The following is a 14,097-nucleotide window of genomic DNA, read 5'->3' as shown; positions in this document are numbered from 1 at the left end:
GGAATATATGGCGGCCGGGCCCCTGCCCGGCAAGCCGCCGTGTCGCCCGCCCCGGAAGCGGAATTTTGGCCTATTCGGCCGCTTGTTTCGCGCCCTTGACGCCCTGGGCCAGAGCCGCCGTCAGCTCGGCCACGGCGTTAACGGTTTTGGCGGTGGCCCGGCCTTCCGCATCGAGGCTGTTCTTGAGCGCATCGACCAGCGCGGTACCGACCACCGAACCATCGGCCTTCTCGGCAATGGCGCGCGCCGCTTCCGGCGTGCGGATGCCAAAACCAACGCAGATCGGCAGCTTGGTATGCCGCTTGATGCGCGCAACAGCTTCGCCAACTGCATTGGCGTCCGCCGCCGCCGCACCGGTGATGCCGGCGATGGAGACATAGTAGACAAAGCCTGATGTGTTCGCGAGCACTGCGGGCAGGCGCTTGTCGTCGGTCGTCGGGGTCGCCAAGCGAATGAAGTTCAGGCCCGCCTTCAGCGCTGGAATGCAGAGCTCGTCGTCTTCCTCCGGCGGCAAATCGACGATGATCAGGCCGTCAACGCCTGATGTCTTGGCATCAGCCAAGAACTTGTCGACGCCGTAAATGTAGATCGGATTGTAATAGCCCATCAGCACCAGCGGCGTGACGTTGTCGTCCTTGCGGAAGTCGCGCACCAGTTCCAGCGTCTTCTTCAAGGTCATGCCGACCTTGAGGGCGCGCAGACCTGCAGCCTGAATCGAGGGACCATCCGCCATCGGATCGGTGAAGGGAATGCCGAGTTCGATGACGTCGGCGCCGGCCTTGGGCAGCGCCTTGACGATATTGAGCGACGTCGTGAGATCGGGATCGCCGGCCATCACATAGGTGACGAAGGCCGAGCGGCCTTGCTTCTTCAGCTCGGCAAAACGGGTGTCGATACGCGTGGTCACTTGCTCTTGCCCCTCAGGATGTCGCCGACCTGCGGGACGTCCTTGTCGCCGCGGCCGGAGAGATTGACGACCATCAGGTGGTCTTTCGGCCGCTTCGGTGCGAGCTCCATCACCTTGGCGATGGCATGCGCCGGTTCGAGCGCGGGGATGATGCCTTCGAGCTTCGACAGCAGCTGGAACGCGGCGAGCGCCTCGTCGTCGGTCGCGGAGAGATAATTCACGCGGCCGACCTCATGCAGCCAGGAATGCTCGGGGCCGATGCCGGGATAGTCGAGGCCGGCCGAGATCGAATGCGCGTCCTGGATCTGGCCGTCGGCATCCATCAAGAGATAGGTGCGGTTGCCGTGGAGCACGCCGGGACGGCCGCCTGCGATCGATGCCGCATGCAGCTGCGTGAGGCCATGGCCGGCGGCCTCGACGCCGAAGATCTCGACGGAGGGATCGTCGAGGAACGGATGGAACAGGCCCATCGCGTTCGAGCCGCCGCCGATGCAGGCGACCAGCGAATCCGGCAGGCGGCCTTCGATCTCCTGCATCTGCGCCTTGGTCTCGTTGCCGATGATCGACTGGAAGTCGCGCACCAGGGTCGGATAGGGATGCGGGCCCGCCACCGTGCCGATGCAATAGAACGTGTTGTGCACGTTGGTGACCCAGTCGCGCAGCGCCTCGTTCATCGCGTCCTTGAGCGTGCGCGTGCCCGACTGCACCGGAAACACCTTGGCGCCCAGCATCTCCATGCGGATGACGTTGGGCTGCTGCCGCTCGACGTCGACGGCGCCCATATAGACCACGCATTCCAGGCCAAAGCGCGCGCACAGCGTCGCGGTGGCAACACCGTGCTGGCCGGCGCCGGTCTCGGCGATGATGCGCTTCTTGCCCATACGCCGCGCCAGCATGATCTGGCCGAGCACGTTGTTCACCTTGTGCGAGCCGGTGTGGTTGAGCTCCTCGCGCTTGAGGTAGATTTTTGCGCCGCCGAGATGCTCGGTCAGGCGCTCGGCGAAATAGAGCGGCGAGGGCCGGCCGACATAGTTCTTGAGATAGCCGTTCATCTCGGCCTGGAACGCCGGATCGGCCTTGGCCGCGGTGTAGGCCTTCTCCAGATCGAGAATCAGCGGCATCAGGGTTTCGGCGACGAAGCGTCCGCCGAAAATGCCGAAATGGCCACGCTCGTCGGGGCCGCTGCGGTAGGAGTTTGGTTTGGCGATGTTCATCGAACGCTCAACTCTTGACTGGCGCGCGCGGCGCGAATGAAGGCCTTGATCATCTCGGGGTCCTTGACGCCGGGGGCGCTCTCGACACCGGAGGACACGTCGACGCCGCCGGCTCCGGTGACGCGGAGAGCTTCCGCGACGTTGCCGGCGTCGAGCCCGCCCGAGACCATGTAGGGCAATTTCAGATCGAGGTTTTCCAGCAGATGCCAGTCGAACGGCGCGCCGAGGCCGCCGGGCCGCGTCGCATCCTTGGGCGCACGGGCATCGAACAGGATGCGGTCGGCGACCGCGGCATAGCCGGGCAGCACAGCGAGATCGGCTGATGTCGCGACCGGCACCGCCTTCATCACGGGGCGACCGAACTTCTGCTTGATGTCGCGCAGCCGCGCGACACTCTCCTTGCCGTGAAGCTGGAAAATGTCCGGCGACAGCGCATCCATGATGTTGTCGAGCGTGGCGTCGTCGGCATCGACCGTGAGCGCGACCTTGAGCGCGCGCCCGTTGACCTGCCTGCCGAGATCACGGCCGGCCTCCAGCGACAGATGCCGCGGCGAGGGCGGAAAGAACACGAACCCCACCATGTCGGCACCCGCCTCAAGCGCCGTTTCGAGCGTCTCGCGCGTGGACAGGCCGCAGATTTTGACGAGCAGGGACATGGTCTCAAAGCGGGTAGCGGCCGCAAGGTGCGGCCGGAAAACGGGGTTTTCGGTCGGGGCCGCTTCTACAACGTCGCGCGCTGCTTGTCTCGCCCGATAGGCCCGTAAAGGCCGACCCCGGAGGGAACGGGGAGGCGCTGGGACTCGGGCCTCGCCGCGGCCGCCTGGGCCCGCAGATCGGCCAGTTCGCCCCTGGCGGCCCGGGCGTCGGCCTCATTCCGGCGCGCGGCGCGCCGCCAGCGCCGCTGGCCGAACCAGACCGCGCAGCCGCCCGCCACGACGCCCAGCGCCGCCACCAGGATCAGGAGCAGGAACAGCGGCATCGTCGTCGAGAAGGCGGGGTCGCCGGAGATGAAGGGATCGAAGGAGACCGTGACGAAATGCCGGTTGGCGACGGCAAAGGTCACCAGGATGAGGCCCAGCGGGATCACGATCAGCGCGGTCAGAAACTTTCGCATCTCGCTTCGCTCGCCTTGAATCAAGCTGCCGGCCGCGTCCTGAGCGACCGCGGAAAACCCCGGCGCCGGACCTCAGTCCGCCGCGCCGGGATCCGGATGGTCGCGGTTCAGCCGCTCGCGCATTTCCTTGCCGGTCTTGAAGAACGGAACGCTCTTCTGGTCGACGGGCACATGGGCGCCGGTGCGCGGATTGCGCCCGGCGCGCGCCGGGCGATGCTTGACCGAGAAGGCACCGAAACCGCGCAGCTCGACGCGGTCACCGCGTGCGAGGGCCGCTACGATCTCTTCGAGAATCGCATTCACAATGTTCTCGACATCCCGCTGGTACAGATGCGGGTTGTGCTCGGCGATACGCTGAACAAGTTCGGATTTGATCATCGAGAGATAGGACCCGGAAGCGTGCGGATGACCATTTCCGTGAAAATACCGTGATCTGTCAAGACGCTAAATCAAGGTTGAGCGTCGTGAAAGTGCGTGACAAATGCCGAAAAAGCGGGCTGTCCCGACACTCGCACTGCGAGAAAAACCTCGGGAACTCGCCTGTCCGAGTCAATTTGATGCAGCTGGCTGCCACAACGCCAGCATTCCATCCATTCCGAGCCGGTCGACCGCCTGTGCGACGCCGGTTTGGCCGATTTGATGCGCGATCGAGCCCAAACCAAGCGCTTCCAGCGTTACGGCGGCCGCTGTCTTGAGGAACGGCAGATCGCCAAAGCGCGGCTGCAGCTTGTAATCGCGCACGGAAAGTCCCTTCTTGACGCCCTTCTGTTCGACCAGCCAAGTCACCGCCGCCTTCTCGTCGCCGATCTGGTCGATCAGCTTGAGCTCGATTGCCTGGCGTCCGGTGAAGACGCGGCCGTCGGCCACTTTGTCGAGCAGCGTGTCATCCATGCCACGCCGTTCCTTCACCAGTCCCTTGAACCAGGCGTAGGAGTCCTTCACCAGCGCATCGAGCGCGGCGCGCGCTTCGGGACTTGTCGGCTCGAATCCGTTGGGCGCTGCCTTCAGCGGCGAGGATTTCACCTCCTCGACCTTGACGCCGATGGTCTTCAAGAGCTCGGTGACGTTGGGATACTGGAACAGAACGCCGATCGAGCCGACCAGCGAGCTCTGCTGGGCGATGATGTGGTCGCTCGCGATCGCCGTGATGTAGCCACCGGAGGCGGCGAGGCCTTCGACCACGACGACGAGCGGCTTCTTCGCCTTCAGCCGCACGAGCGAGTCATAGAGCTGCTCGGAGCCGGCGGTGGTGCCGCCCGGCGAGTTGATGTGAACGATGACGGCGGCGGCCTGCGAATTCTCCAGCCGCTCCAGCGCCTGCGTGCGATCGGAATCGCTGCGGATCAGTCCCTCGATCTGGACCCGCGCGATCGAGCCGGCGGATGCGAACGTGCCGCGCGCACCGGGCGTCGCGATCAGCGCAAAGCTCGCGATCGCCGCGATCGCGATCAGCGCCGCCATCACACGCCAGAACGTCAGCTTGCGGCGAATCCTGCGGCGATCGACGATGATGTCCGAATCGAGCGACATCGGAATATCTCCAAATGAAAGGCCAGAGGCGTTGTGCCGTCACAACGTAAGCATTGGCTTGTCTGGATACATCAATTGCCGCGCAATTTGAAGAAATGAAGGCTTGGAAGTCCTCGTAGCCCGGATGGAGCACAGCGCAATCCGGGGTCTTCGCGTCACGGAAAGGCTTTCCCGGATTACGCTGCGCTCCATCCGGGCTACGGCCACCAAGCGCAACAAGAAAGCCCCGGCTTTCGCCGGGGCTTCGATGCGGCGAAACGGAAGTTTCGCTTACTTGTTGTCGCGGTTCTTGAGCGCGGTGCCGAGGATGTCGCCCAGCGTCGCACCCGAATCCGAGGAGCCGTACTGCGCGATGGCTTCCTTCTCTTCGGCGACTTCGAGCGCCTTGATCGACACCTGGACCTTGCGGGCCTTCTTGTCGAACTGGATCACGCGGGCATCGACCTTCTCGCCGACGGCGAAGCGTTCGGCGCGCTGGTCGTTGCGGTCACGGGCGAGCTCCGAGCGCTTGATGAAGGTGGTGAAGTCGGTACCGGCGATCTTCACCTCGATACCGCTCTCCTTCACTTCGAGCACTTCGCAGGTCACGACCGCGCCCTTCTTGACATCGCCCGGCTCGGCAAAGGGGTCGCCTTCGAGCTGCTTGATGCCGAGCGAGATGCGCTCCTTCTCGACGTCCACATCGAGCACCACGGCCTTCACCATGTCGCCCTTCTTGTAGTTGTCGATCACCTGCTCGCCCGGAAGCTTCCAGTCGAGGTCGGAGAGGTGGACCATGCCGTCGACGTCGCCCTCGAGACCCAGGAACAGACCGAACTCGGTCTTGTTCTTGACCTCGCCCTCGACCACCGAACCGGTCGGGTGACCTTCGACGAAGACCTCCCAGGGGTTGCGCATGGTCTGCTTGAGGCCGAGCGAGATGCGGCGCTTGACGGAATCGACTTCCAGCACCTGCACGTCGACTTCCTGCGAGGTCGACACGATCTTGCCGGGGTGCATGTTCTTCTTGGTCCACGACATCTCGGAGACGTGGATCAGGCCTTCGATGCCCGGCTCGAGCTCGACGAACGCACCGTAGTCGGTGATGTTGGTGACGCGGCCGGTGAAGCGGGCACCCAGCGGGTACTTGGCTTCGATGCCCTGCCACGGATCGTCCAGCAGCTGCTTCATGCCCAGCGAGATGCGGTGCGTCTCGTGGTTGATCTTGATGATCTTGACCTTCACGGTCTGGCCGATCGAGAGCACCTCTGTCGGATGGTTGACGCGGCGCCACGCGATGTCGGTGACGTGCAGCAGGCCGTCGATGCCGCCGAGATCAACGAACGCACCGTAATCGGTGATGTTCTTGACCACGCCGTCGATGACCTGACCCTCTTCGAGGTTCTGCACCAGCTCCTGACGCTGCTCGGCGCGGGTCTCTTCGAGAACCGTGCGGCGCGACACCACGATGTTGCCGCGGCGGCGGTCCATCTTGAGGATCTGGAACGGCTGCGAGTTGTTCATCAGCGGCGCAACGTCGCGGATCGGACGGATGTCGACCTGCGAGCGCGGCAGGAAGGCCACGGCACCGTCGAGGTCGACGGTGAAGCCGCCCTTGACCTGGTTGAAGATGACGCCGTTGACCTTTTCGTTGTTCTGGAAGGCCTTCTCGAGCTTGCCCCAGCTCTCTTCGCGGCGCGCCTTGTCGCGCGACAGCACGGCTTCGCCGAGGGCGTTCTCGATGCGATCGAGGAACACTTCCACCTCGTCGCCGACCTTGATCTCGCTGTCACGGCCGGGGCCGGAAAATTCGCGAAGGGCAACGCGGCCCTCGGTCTTCAGGCCGACGTCGATGACGGCCATGTCCTTTTCAATTGCAACCACCTTGCCCTTGACGACGGAGCTTTCCTGCAGGTTGCCACCTGCGAAGGACTCGTCGAGCATCGCGGCGAAATCGTCACGCGACGGGCTATAGGTATCAGCAGAAGTCGAAGCCATTTGTTCTCCAGTTGCGGAAGTCTTGCCGGCCGTTGGGTTCATGGGCGCATCGCACACGCAGTGTCGGAAGGTCCGCAAAACCTTCGAGCGACCGCTCGCTGCTCCGATCTCGAAGACCAGAACAGCGGAGGCGGGCCGGCTGAGGCCCGCGCGTTCGATACGTGGAAATCTTATGTCCGGAGCTGGATGCGACGGCTCCCGAAACGGGAACCGAGGTATCGACCTCAAAGAGCGGGAGCGGGCGCTTCCTCCAATGACGGCCGCGGCTTAACCCCGCGGACGGCCCGCTCGGACGGCCTCGATAATGTCGATGGCGGCCCGGACGCCGCCTTCTATATCCAGTTGGGAGTTATCTAGCAAGTAAGCATCCGCGGCCGGTTTTAGGGGCGCAATCGGCCGGTTCTTGTCGCGTTCATCGCGCCGGATGATGTCGGCAAGCACCGCTGCCTCATCGGCCTCCTCGCCCCGCGCCCTCGCCTCCATGGTCCGGCGGCGCGCACGAACCTTGGGGTCCGCAACGACGAAGATCTTCACGTCGGCATGGGGGCAGATCACGGTTCCAATATCCCGGCCGTCGAGCACGGCGCCGGGCGGATCGGCGGCGAATTGCCGCTGGAAATTGACCAGGACCTCGCGGACCCCAGGGATCGCCGAGACGATCGAGGCGCCCTCGCCGGCCTCCTGGGTCTTCAGGGCGGGATTGCCGAACTTTTCGGGATCGAGCTCCAAGGCGGCCTGCACCGCGGCCGCCTCGTCCCGGAGATCATGGCCGGACTGCATCAGGGCATAGGCCACCGCGCGATAGATCACGCCGGTATCGAGGTGACGATAGCCGTAATGGTGGGCGAGACGCTTGCCGAGCGTGCCCTTGCCCGAGGCCGCGGGCCCGTCGATGGCGATAATCATGAAAACTCGGCCCCTAGCGAACGCATCATCGGAATGAAATCCGGGAAACTGGTGGCGATGAAGGCGGTGTCGTCGACGGTCACCGGCTGGTCGGAGGCGCAGCCCATCACCAGCGCGGACATCGCGATGCGATGGTCCATGTGGGTGGCGACAGTGCCTCCGCCAGGGACATGGCCGCGGCCCTCGACGATCAAATCGTCGCCGGAGACCTCGACCTTGACGCCGTTGACGCGCAGCATCGCGGCGGTGGCCTCCAGGCGATCGGATTCCTTGACGCGCAGCTCCTGCAGGCCGCGCATGATGGTCGTGCCTTCGGCGAACGACGCCGCCACCGCCAGCACCAGATATTCGTCGATCATCGAGGGCGCGCGCTCCGGCGGCACCACGACGCCGCGCAGCTTTGACGCGCGCACGCGCAAGCGCGCCATTGGCTCGCCGGCATCGCCGCGCACTTCGCTCTCCTCGATGAAGGCACCCATTTCGCGCAGCGTGGTGAACAGGCCGGTGCGCAGCGGATTGGTCATGACGTCGGACAAAACAACATCCGAGCCTTCGACAATCAGCGCAGCGACAATTGGGAAGGCCGCCGAGGAGGGATCGGCGGGCACGACGACATTGGCGCCGTGCAGCTCGGGCTGGCCGACCAGCGTGATGCGGCGGCCGTGCTGGCCTTCCTGCACCGAGGTGATGTCGGCGCCAAAATGCTTCAGCATCAGCTCGGTGTGATCGCGGCTGGCCTCGGTCTCAATGACGGTGGTGATGCCCGGCGCGGCGAGGCCCGCCAGCAGCACGGCCGATTTGATCTGGGCCGAGGCGACGGGCGTCTTGTAGGTGATCGGCAGCGGATCGCGCGCGCCCTGGAGGGTCAGCGGCAGACGCCCGCCCTCGCTACCGGAGGTGACCTTCGCACCCATCTTTTCGAGCGGATCGAGGATCCGGCGCATGGGACGGCTGCGCAGCGAGGCGTCGCCGTCGAATACCGCCGAGATCGGGCAGCCGGCGACGGCGCCCATGACCAGCCGGCAGCCGGTGCCGGAGTTGCCGAAATCCAGCGGCACCTTGGGCTGGGCGAAGCCTCCGACGCCCACGCCGTTGACCTTCCAGGCGAAATCACCGGTGCGTTCGACCTTCGCGCCGAGCGCCTGCATCGATTTGGCGGTGTTGAGGACGTCCTCACCCTCCAGCAGGCCGGAAATCCTGGTCTCGCCGACCGCGAGCGCGCCCAGGATGAGGGCGCGATGGGAGATCGACTTGTCCCCGGGCACCCGTACTTTCCCGGTCAGGGGACCGCTGGCGCGAGACTGGAGCGGTCTCGGTTGGTCGGAATGGGTCAAGATTGTGTCCTTGGATAGGCCCTGTGGGCTGGCGCGCAGGTACCACATGGTCTGCGCCCCGTCACGGGCATGTCTTTCTCCCGTAATGCGCTATTGACAGCGGGCCGCCAACTAGCCAAGTGAAGCACCGCTTTTCAGACATTCCCAGGATTCCTGCCGTGGCCAAGTCCGAACTCGGAACCAAACGTATTTGCCCGACCACGGGCAAGAAATTCTATGACCTCAACAAGAACCCGGTGATCTCGCCCTATACCGGCGAAGTCGTGCCGATCGCGCCCGTGGCGCCCGCGCGCGTACCGCGCGGCGCAGAAGCCCGGCATGCGGCGACAGCGGATACCGCGCCGGAGCCGGCAGAGGTCGAAGAGGTCTCCCTCGAGGAGGCCGATGCCGAGGAGAACACCGGCAAGGTCAAGGCCGCCGTGCCCGAATCGGAGGACGATATCGAGGTCGATGAAACCCTCGACGACGATGATGACGATGATTCGACCTTCATTGCCGACGAGGAAGAAGGCGATGAGGACGTGACCGACATCATTGGTGATGTCGGAGGCGATGAAGAGACTTGAGATCAGTCCTGATCTGTGAAAAAGGGTGCACCGCGCGAGTCACCAGGCTCGCCGGTCTGTGGGGGATCCTCCGGGATCGTCCCATTTAAGGACTAAGGGGCCATAGCTCAGCTGGGAGAGCGCTTGCATGGCATGCAAGAGGTCGGCGGTTCGATCCCGCCTGGCTCCACCACGCTTCGCCCTTCGGGCTACGCGTGGCGCAGCCGCGCAGAGCCCGAAGGGTGAAGCGTGGTGTCCGGCGTAGCCCGCAGGGCGAAGACGGACTGTTAGACGCTCCCTACCCCGCGCTTTCCTCCGTGCGAGCCATCGATGTGGTACGTCTACATCATCCGCAGCATTGAGTTCCCCGACCAGGAATACATCGGCGCCACGGAAGATCTGAAGCGACGGCTTCCGGAGCACAACGCCGGCAAGTCCGCTCACACCGCCAAGTTCAAGCCATGGAAGCTGGTTTGGTACTGCGCCTTCCCTGACAAGATGAAGGCCTTGGCGTTCGAGACATATCTCAAGTCACACTCAGGCCGCGCCTTCTCGAAAAAGCGGCTCTGCTAGCTCCCCTACTCCCCAATCACCGCATTCAACCGATCCCTCAGCGCGACGATCTCGTCCTTCATCGTCACCAGCTCCGACACCGAGCAGTCCGACGCCGCCAGGATCGACTGCGGCACGCTGCGCGCTTTCTCCTTCAGTGCATGGCCCTGCGTCGTCAGGGCGATCAGGACCTGGCGCTCGTCCTCGCGCGAGCGGGTGCGCTTGACGAGATGGGCGGCCTCGAGGCGCTTGAGCAGCGGCGTCAGCGTGCCCGAATCCAGGAACAGCTTTTCGCCGATCTCCTTGACCGGCACGTCGTCGCGCTCCCACAGCACCAGCATCACCAGATATTGCGGATAGGTCAGGCCGAGCCGGTCGAGCAGCGGCTTGTAGACGCGGTTGAAGGCGTGCGCGGCGGAATAGACCGCGAAGCAGATCTGGTTGTCGAGGCGCTGCGGGTCGAGGGTCGATAGTTTCCGGGCCATGGAGAATCTCACGCGTTTCTCCCATTCTGGGGCCGGCCGGCGGCACATTCAATTGCGAACAATTAAATGTGAGGCATGCCTAATTAGATTGCGCGCAATCTAATTGTCTGCGATAAAGATGGCACCCCAACCCGGAAAGACCCGAGGAGACGAAAATGTCCGTGAACGTCCTCTACAAGACCAGCGCAAAGGCCACCGGCGGTCGCGACGGCCATGCTGCGACCCTCGACGGCGCGCTCGACGTCAAGCTCACCACGCCGAAGGAGCTCGGCGGTGGCGGCGGCGCCGGCAACAATCCCGAGCAGCTGTTCGCGGCCGGCTATGCCGCCTGCTTCATCGGCGCGATGAAGTTCGTGTCCTCGCAGGGCGGCCCGAAGGTTCCCGCCGACGCCTCCGTCACCTCGACCGTCGGCATCGGCCCGCGCTCCGAGGGCGGCTTCGGCCTCGACATCGACCTCGCCGTCTCGCTGCCGGGCCTTGCCCGCGCGGAAGCCGAGGCGCTGGTCGCCAAGGCGCACCAGGTGTGCCCCTACTCCAATGCCACGCGCGGCAATGTCGACGTTCGCCTGACGGTCGTCTGATCGGCGGTGCGGATTGGCTGACCCGGGATCCCCCTCGGGCCGGCCGCTTCCTCTTTGATTTGCCACCTCGCGGGACGGCTGCGCGGCAGCGCATACGGCTCCACGCGAGGGGCCATTGCTGGCGCAAAAAAACCTCGCTAGGCCTGTGATCAAATGACCGACACAGGGGAAGCGAAGGCATGACTGAAGCAGCATTGGGCGCAATGAGCGGACTGCGCGTCATCGATCTCACGCGCGTGCTTGGCGGTCCCTACTGCACCCAGATCCTCGCCGACCATGGCGCCGACGTCATCAAGGTCGAGCCGCCCGCGGGCGACGAGGTGCGCGAATGGGGCCCTCCCTTCCACGAGGAGGACGCGGCCTATTTCGTCGGCATCAACCGCAACAAGCGTTCGATCGGCCTCGACCTCGCCTCCGAGGGCGGCCGGGTCGTGCTGCTGAAGATGCTGGAGACGGCCGACGTCCTGATCGAGAACTTCAAGCCGGGCACGCTGGAGAAATGGGGCATCGGCAATGATGTCCTCAGCAAGAAATTCCCGCGCCTCGTGCATTGCCGGATCTGCGGCTTCGGCGCCGACGGCCCGCGCGGCGGCAATCCCGGTTACGACGCCATCATCCAGGCCATGACCGGCATGATCGCGGCAACCGGCTCGCCGGAGAGCGGACCGATGCGGATCGGCGTGCCGCTGGTCGACATCACCACCGGCCTCTATGCCGCGATCGGCATCCTGATGGCGCTGTCGGAGCGGCAGCGTTCGGGCAAGGGCCAGTTCCTGGAGACGACGCTGTACGAGACCGGCCTTGCCATCATGCATCCGCACACCGCGAACTATTTCATGCATGGCAAGCCGCCCTCGCTCACCGGCAACGAGCATCCGAACCTCGTGCCCTACGCGATCTTCCCGACCAAGACCGACAACATCTTCATCGGCGTCGGCAATGACGGCACCTTCCGCAAGCTCGCCAAGGAGATCGGCAAGCCCGAGCTCGGCACCGATCCGCGCTTTGCCCGCAACAAGGACCGTATCGCCAATCGCGAGGCGCTGCGCGCCGAGCTGGCCGCGGTGTTCAGCCAGCACGAGGCCGAGCCGCTGTGCAATCGCCTGCTCGCCGCCGGCCTGCCCGCCGGCCCCGTGCAGAAGATCGACCAGGCGTTGACGAACCCGCACACCATCGCGCGCGGCGATATCATCGAGAAGGACTGGTACAAGGGCGTGGCCTCGCCGATCCGGCTCGATCGCAGCAAGCCGAGCCTGCGCCGCGTGCCGCCGAAATTCAGCCAGCACGCAGCGGAGGTGCTGGGCGAGTTCGGCTACTCCAAGTCCGAGATCGACGCGATGGTCGAAAAGGGCACGGTCTGCGGCCCCGAGCGCAAGCGCTAGGGACCTTCGCCTCACCTCATCCAATGCCGCACTGCGGCGCGGGCACGATAGTGCAGCGCGAACGGCTGCGGCTGTCTGCGGCGCATTCGCCTATTTGACGGCTTCCCTTTTCCAGCGCTTGCCGCTTTCGTTTCGGCCGCTTACACAGTCATGTGAACGTCATATGGCGCTGCTAGCGCAAGCGCTTCTTTAGTGACGGGCAAGGGAGGTTTTCTTGATGGCTCTTAGACATTTTGGCGCGGCTACAGCTGTTGCACTCACGGTTGGTCTCGGCGCCTCGCCGGCCCTGGCCGTGACCGAAATCCAGTGGTGGCACGCGATGACCGGCGCCAACAATGACGTCATCGTCAAGCTCGCCAACGACTTCAACGCGTCGCAGACCGACTACAAGGTGATTCCGACCTACAAGGGCAACTACCCCGATACGATGAACGCCGGCATCGCCGCGTTCCGCGCCGGCAACGCTCCGCACATCATGCAGGTGTTCGAAGTCGGCACCGCGACCATGATGGCCGCGACCGGCGCCGTGAAGCCGGTCTACAAGCTGATGGCCGAGACCGGCGAGAAGTTCGATCCGAAGAACTACCTGCCCGCGATCACCGGCTACTACTCGACCTCGAAGGGCGAGATGCTGTCGTTCCCCTTCAACTCGTCGTCCACGGTCATGTGGATCAATCTCGACGAGCTGAAGAAGGCCAATGTCGAGATCCCCAAGACCTGGCCTGAAGTGTTCGAGGCCGGCAAGAAGCTGAAGGCCGCCGGTCACGACACCTGCGGCTTCTCCGGCTCGTGGGTGACCTGGGTCAATCTCGAGCAGCTCTCGGCCTGGCACAACACGCCGCTCTCCAGCAAGGCCAACGGCCTCGACGGCTTCGACACCGTGCTCGAATTCAACGGCCCGCTCCAGGTCAAGCATCTCGAAAACCTGGTCGAGCTGCAGAAGACCAAGGTCTACGACTATGCCGGTCGCACCAACACAGGCGAAGGCCGCTTCACGTCGGGTGAATGCCCGATCTACCTGACCTCGTCGGCGTTCTTCGGCAACGTCAAGGCGCAGGCCAAGTTCAACTTCACCGCCGTGCCGATGCCGTATTATCCGGACGTCAAGGGCGCGCCGCAGAACTCGATCATCGGCGGCGCTTCGCTCTGGGTCATGGGCGGCAAGCCGGCCGACGATTACAAGGGCGTCGCAAAATTCCTGACCTTCCTCTCCGACACCGATCGTCAGGTCTACATCCACAAGGCCTCGGGCTATCTGCCGATCACCAAGGCGGCCTACGCCAAGGCGAAGGAAGAAGGCTTCTACAAGGACCAGCCCTATCTCGAGACGCCGCTGATCGAGCTGACCAACAAGGAGCCGACCGACAATTCGCGCGGCTTGCGCCTCGGCAACATGGTTCAGCTGCGTGACGTCTGGTCGGAAGAGATCGAGCAGGCGCTGGCCGGCAAGAAGACCGCCAAGCAGGCACTCGATGCCGCCGTCGAACGCGGCAACACCATGCTGCGGCAGTTCGAAAAGACCGCCGTCAAGTAAGGCGACTGGCGGCAGGCCGGACACCCGGCCTGCCGC

General features: G+C 64.4%; 15 protein-coding genes and 1 tRNA gene. 6 read left to right on the top strand and 10 right to left on the bottom strand.

The features are described 5' to 3' along the window. Nucleotides 1-70: 70 nt before the first annotated feature. From trpA to aroA, 9 genes are all read right to left on the bottom strand, one after another. Entirely contained in the window at nucleotides 71-907 is an 837-nt protein-coding gene (gene trpA / locus JQ603_RS13910; RefSeq protein WP_212340125.1) for a tryptophan synthase subunit alpha, read from the bottom strand. After that, complete coding sequence (trpB, locus tag JQ603_RS13905) at nucleotides 904-2,121, bottom strand: tryptophan synthase subunit beta (protein ID WP_212340117.1); 1,218 nt, start codon at nucleotides 2,119-2,121, stop codon at nucleotides 904-906. Before trpB ends, trpA begins: the two co-directional genes overlap by 4 nt. Then, a complete protein-coding gene (locus JQ603_RS13900; protein WP_212340115.1) occupies nucleotides 2,118-2,777 on the bottom strand; it encodes a phosphoribosylanthranilate isomerase in 660 nt (219 codons plus the stop codon). The genes trpB and JQ603_RS13900 overlap by 4 nt, the downstream gene beginning before the upstream one ends. 65 nt (nucleotides 2,778-2,842) lie before the next feature. Beyond that, entirely contained in the window at nucleotides 2,843-3,235 is a 393-nt protein-coding gene (locus JQ603_RS13895; RefSeq protein ID WP_212340114.1) for a lipopolysaccharide assembly protein LapA domain-containing protein, read from the bottom strand. Nucleotides 3,236-3,307: 72 nt separating this feature from the next. Further along, nucleotides 3,308-3,613 (bottom strand): integration host factor subunit beta, encoded by a 306-nt coding sequence (locus tag JQ603_RS13890; protein ID WP_008539997.1) that lies wholly within the window; start codon nucleotides 3,611-3,613, stop codon nucleotides 3,308-3,310. Between the two features lie 171 nt (nucleotides 3,614-3,784). Then, nucleotides 3,785-4,765 carry a signal peptide peptidase SppA gene (sppA, locus tag JQ603_RS13885; protein WP_212340113.1) on the bottom strand — a complete coding sequence of 327 codons (981 nt, stop codon included), beginning with the start codon at nucleotides 4,763-4,765 and terminating at the stop codon, nucleotides 3,785-3,787. 270 nt (nucleotides 4,766-5,035) lie between these two features. Then, the gene (rpsA, locus tag JQ603_RS13880) at nucleotides 5,036-6,742 is read right to left on the bottom strand and encodes a 30S ribosomal protein S1 (RefSeq protein WP_026312314.1); all 1,707 of its coding nucleotides are present in this window, start codon (nucleotides 6,740-6,742) and stop codon (nucleotides 5,036-5,038) included. 267 nt (nucleotides 6,743-7,009) lie between these two features. Beyond that, the gene (gene cmk, locus JQ603_RS13875; protein WP_212340112.1) at nucleotides 7,010-7,648 is read right to left on the bottom strand and encodes a (d)CMP kinase; all 639 of its coding nucleotides are present in this window, start codon (nucleotides 7,646-7,648) and stop codon (nucleotides 7,010-7,012) included. Then, the gene (gene aroA, locus JQ603_RS13870; protein WP_212340111.1) at nucleotides 7,645-8,982 is read right to left on the bottom strand and encodes a 3-phosphoshikimate 1-carboxyvinyltransferase; all 1,338 of its coding nucleotides are present in this window, start codon (nucleotides 8,980-8,982) and stop codon (nucleotides 7,645-7,647) included. Before aroA ends, cmk begins: the two co-directional genes overlap by 4 nt. 158 nt (nucleotides 8,983-9,140) lie before the next feature. Here aroA and JQ603_RS13865 point away from each other — a divergent pair, with 158 nt between their 5' ends. The 3 genes from JQ603_RS13865 (at nucleotide 9,141) to JQ603_RS13855 (ending at nucleotide 10,100) form a co-directional block, all read left to right on the top strand. Next, a complete protein-coding gene (locus JQ603_RS13865) occupies nucleotides 9,141-9,548 on the top strand; it encodes a TIGR02300 family protein (RefSeq protein ID WP_183250106.1) in 408 nt (135 codons plus the stop codon). A 96-nt stretch (nucleotides 9,549-9,644) separates the two neighbouring features. Continuing rightward, nucleotides 9,645-9,720 (top strand) — tRNA-Ala (locus JQ603_RS13860). A gap of 137 nt (nucleotides 9,721-9,857) precedes the next feature. Next, complete coding sequence (locus tag JQ603_RS13855; RefSeq protein WP_200470836.1) at nucleotides 9,858-10,100, top strand: GIY-YIG nuclease family protein; 243 nt, start codon at nucleotides 9,858-9,860, stop codon at nucleotides 10,098-10,100. Between the two features lie 5 nt (nucleotides 10,101-10,105). Here the strand turns inward: JQ603_RS13855 and JQ603_RS13850 are convergent, their stop codons facing one another. Further along, entirely contained in the window at nucleotides 10,106-10,564 is a 459-nt protein-coding gene (locus JQ603_RS13850) for a MarR family winged helix-turn-helix transcriptional regulator (RefSeq protein WP_212341513.1), read from the bottom strand. A 155-nt stretch (nucleotides 10,565-10,719) separates the two neighbouring features. Between JQ603_RS13850 and JQ603_RS13845 the strand changes: the two genes are divergently transcribed. The 3 genes from JQ603_RS13845 (at nucleotide 10,720) to ugpB (ending at nucleotide 14,061) form a co-directional block, all read left to right on the top strand. Next, entirely contained in the window at nucleotides 10,720-11,145 is a 426-nt protein-coding gene (locus tag JQ603_RS13845) for an organic hydroperoxide resistance protein (protein ID WP_063685714.1), read from the top strand. Between the two features lie 179 nt (nucleotides 11,146-11,324). After that, nucleotides 11,325-12,527, top strand: coding sequence for a CaiB/BaiF CoA transferase family protein (locus tag JQ603_RS13840; RefSeq protein WP_212340110.1), 1,203 nt, complete (start codon nucleotides 11,325-11,327; stop codon nucleotides 12,525-12,527). A 217-nt stretch (nucleotides 12,528-12,744) separates the two neighbouring features. Beyond that, a complete protein-coding gene (gene ugpB, locus JQ603_RS13835; RefSeq protein ID WP_212340109.1) occupies nucleotides 12,745-14,061 on the top strand; it encodes a sn-glycerol-3-phosphate ABC transporter substrate-binding protein UgpB in 1,317 nt (438 codons plus the stop codon). Nucleotides 14,062-14,097 lie beyond the last annotated feature (36 nt).

The sequence above is a fragment of the Bradyrhizobium liaoningense genome (assembly GCF_018130825.1).
GTDB lineage: Bacteria > Pseudomonadota > Alphaproteobacteria > Rhizobiales > Xanthobacteraceae > Bradyrhizobium > Bradyrhizobium liaoningense_B.
Note: the sequence above shows the minus strand (reverse complement) of the source record. Positions and strands in the feature narration are given on the sequence as shown.

What these genes read in the sequence shown, in the direction of transcription:
- cmk (WP_212340112.1), bottom strand. Translation starts at nt 7,648, where the DNA reads ATGATTATCGCCATCGACGGGCCCGCGGCCTCGGGCAAGGGCACGCTC.
- JQ603_RS13895 (WP_212340114.1), bottom strand. Translation starts at nt 3,235, where the DNA reads ATGCGAAAGTTTCTGACCGCGCTGATCGTGATCCCGCTGGGCCTCATC.
- rpsA (WP_026312314.1), bottom strand. Translation starts at nt 6,742, where the DNA reads ATGGCTTCGACTTCTGCTGATACCTATAGCCCGTCGCGTGACGATTTC.
- JQ603_RS13890 (WP_008539997.1), bottom strand. Translation starts at nt 3,613, where the DNA reads ATGATCAAATCCGAACTTGTTCAGCGTATCGCCGAGCACAACCCGCAT.
- ugpB (WP_212340109.1), top strand. Translation starts at nt 12,745, where the DNA reads ATGGCTCTTAGACATTTTGGCGCGGCTACAGCTGTTGCACTCACGGTT.
- JQ603_RS13855 (WP_200470836.1), top strand. Translation starts at nt 9,858, where the DNA reads ATGTGGTACGTCTACATCATCCGCAGCATTGAGTTCCCCGACCAGGAA.
- JQ603_RS13845 (WP_063685714.1), top strand. Translation starts at nt 10,720, where the DNA reads ATGTCCGTGAACGTCCTCTACAAGACCAGCGCAAAGGCCACCGGCGGT.
- sppA (WP_212340113.1), bottom strand. Translation starts at nt 4,765, where the DNA reads ATGTCGCTCGATTCGGACATCATCGTCGATCGCCGCAGGATTCGCCGC.
- JQ603_RS13900 (WP_212340115.1), bottom strand. Translation starts at nt 2,777, where the DNA reads ATGTCCCTGCTCGTCAAAATCTGCGGCCTGTCCACGCGCGAGACGCTC.
- trpB (WP_212340117.1), bottom strand. Translation starts at nt 2,121, where the DNA reads ATGAACATCGCCAAACCAAACTCCTACCGCAGCGGCCCCGACGAGCGT.
- JQ603_RS13850 (WP_212341513.1), bottom strand. Translation starts at nt 10,564, where the DNA reads ATGGCCCGGAAACTATCGACCCTCGACCCGCAGCGCCTCGACAACCAG.
- JQ603_RS13840 (WP_212340110.1), top strand. Translation starts at nt 11,325, where the DNA reads ATGACTGAAGCAGCATTGGGCGCAATGAGCGGACTGCGCGTCATCGAT.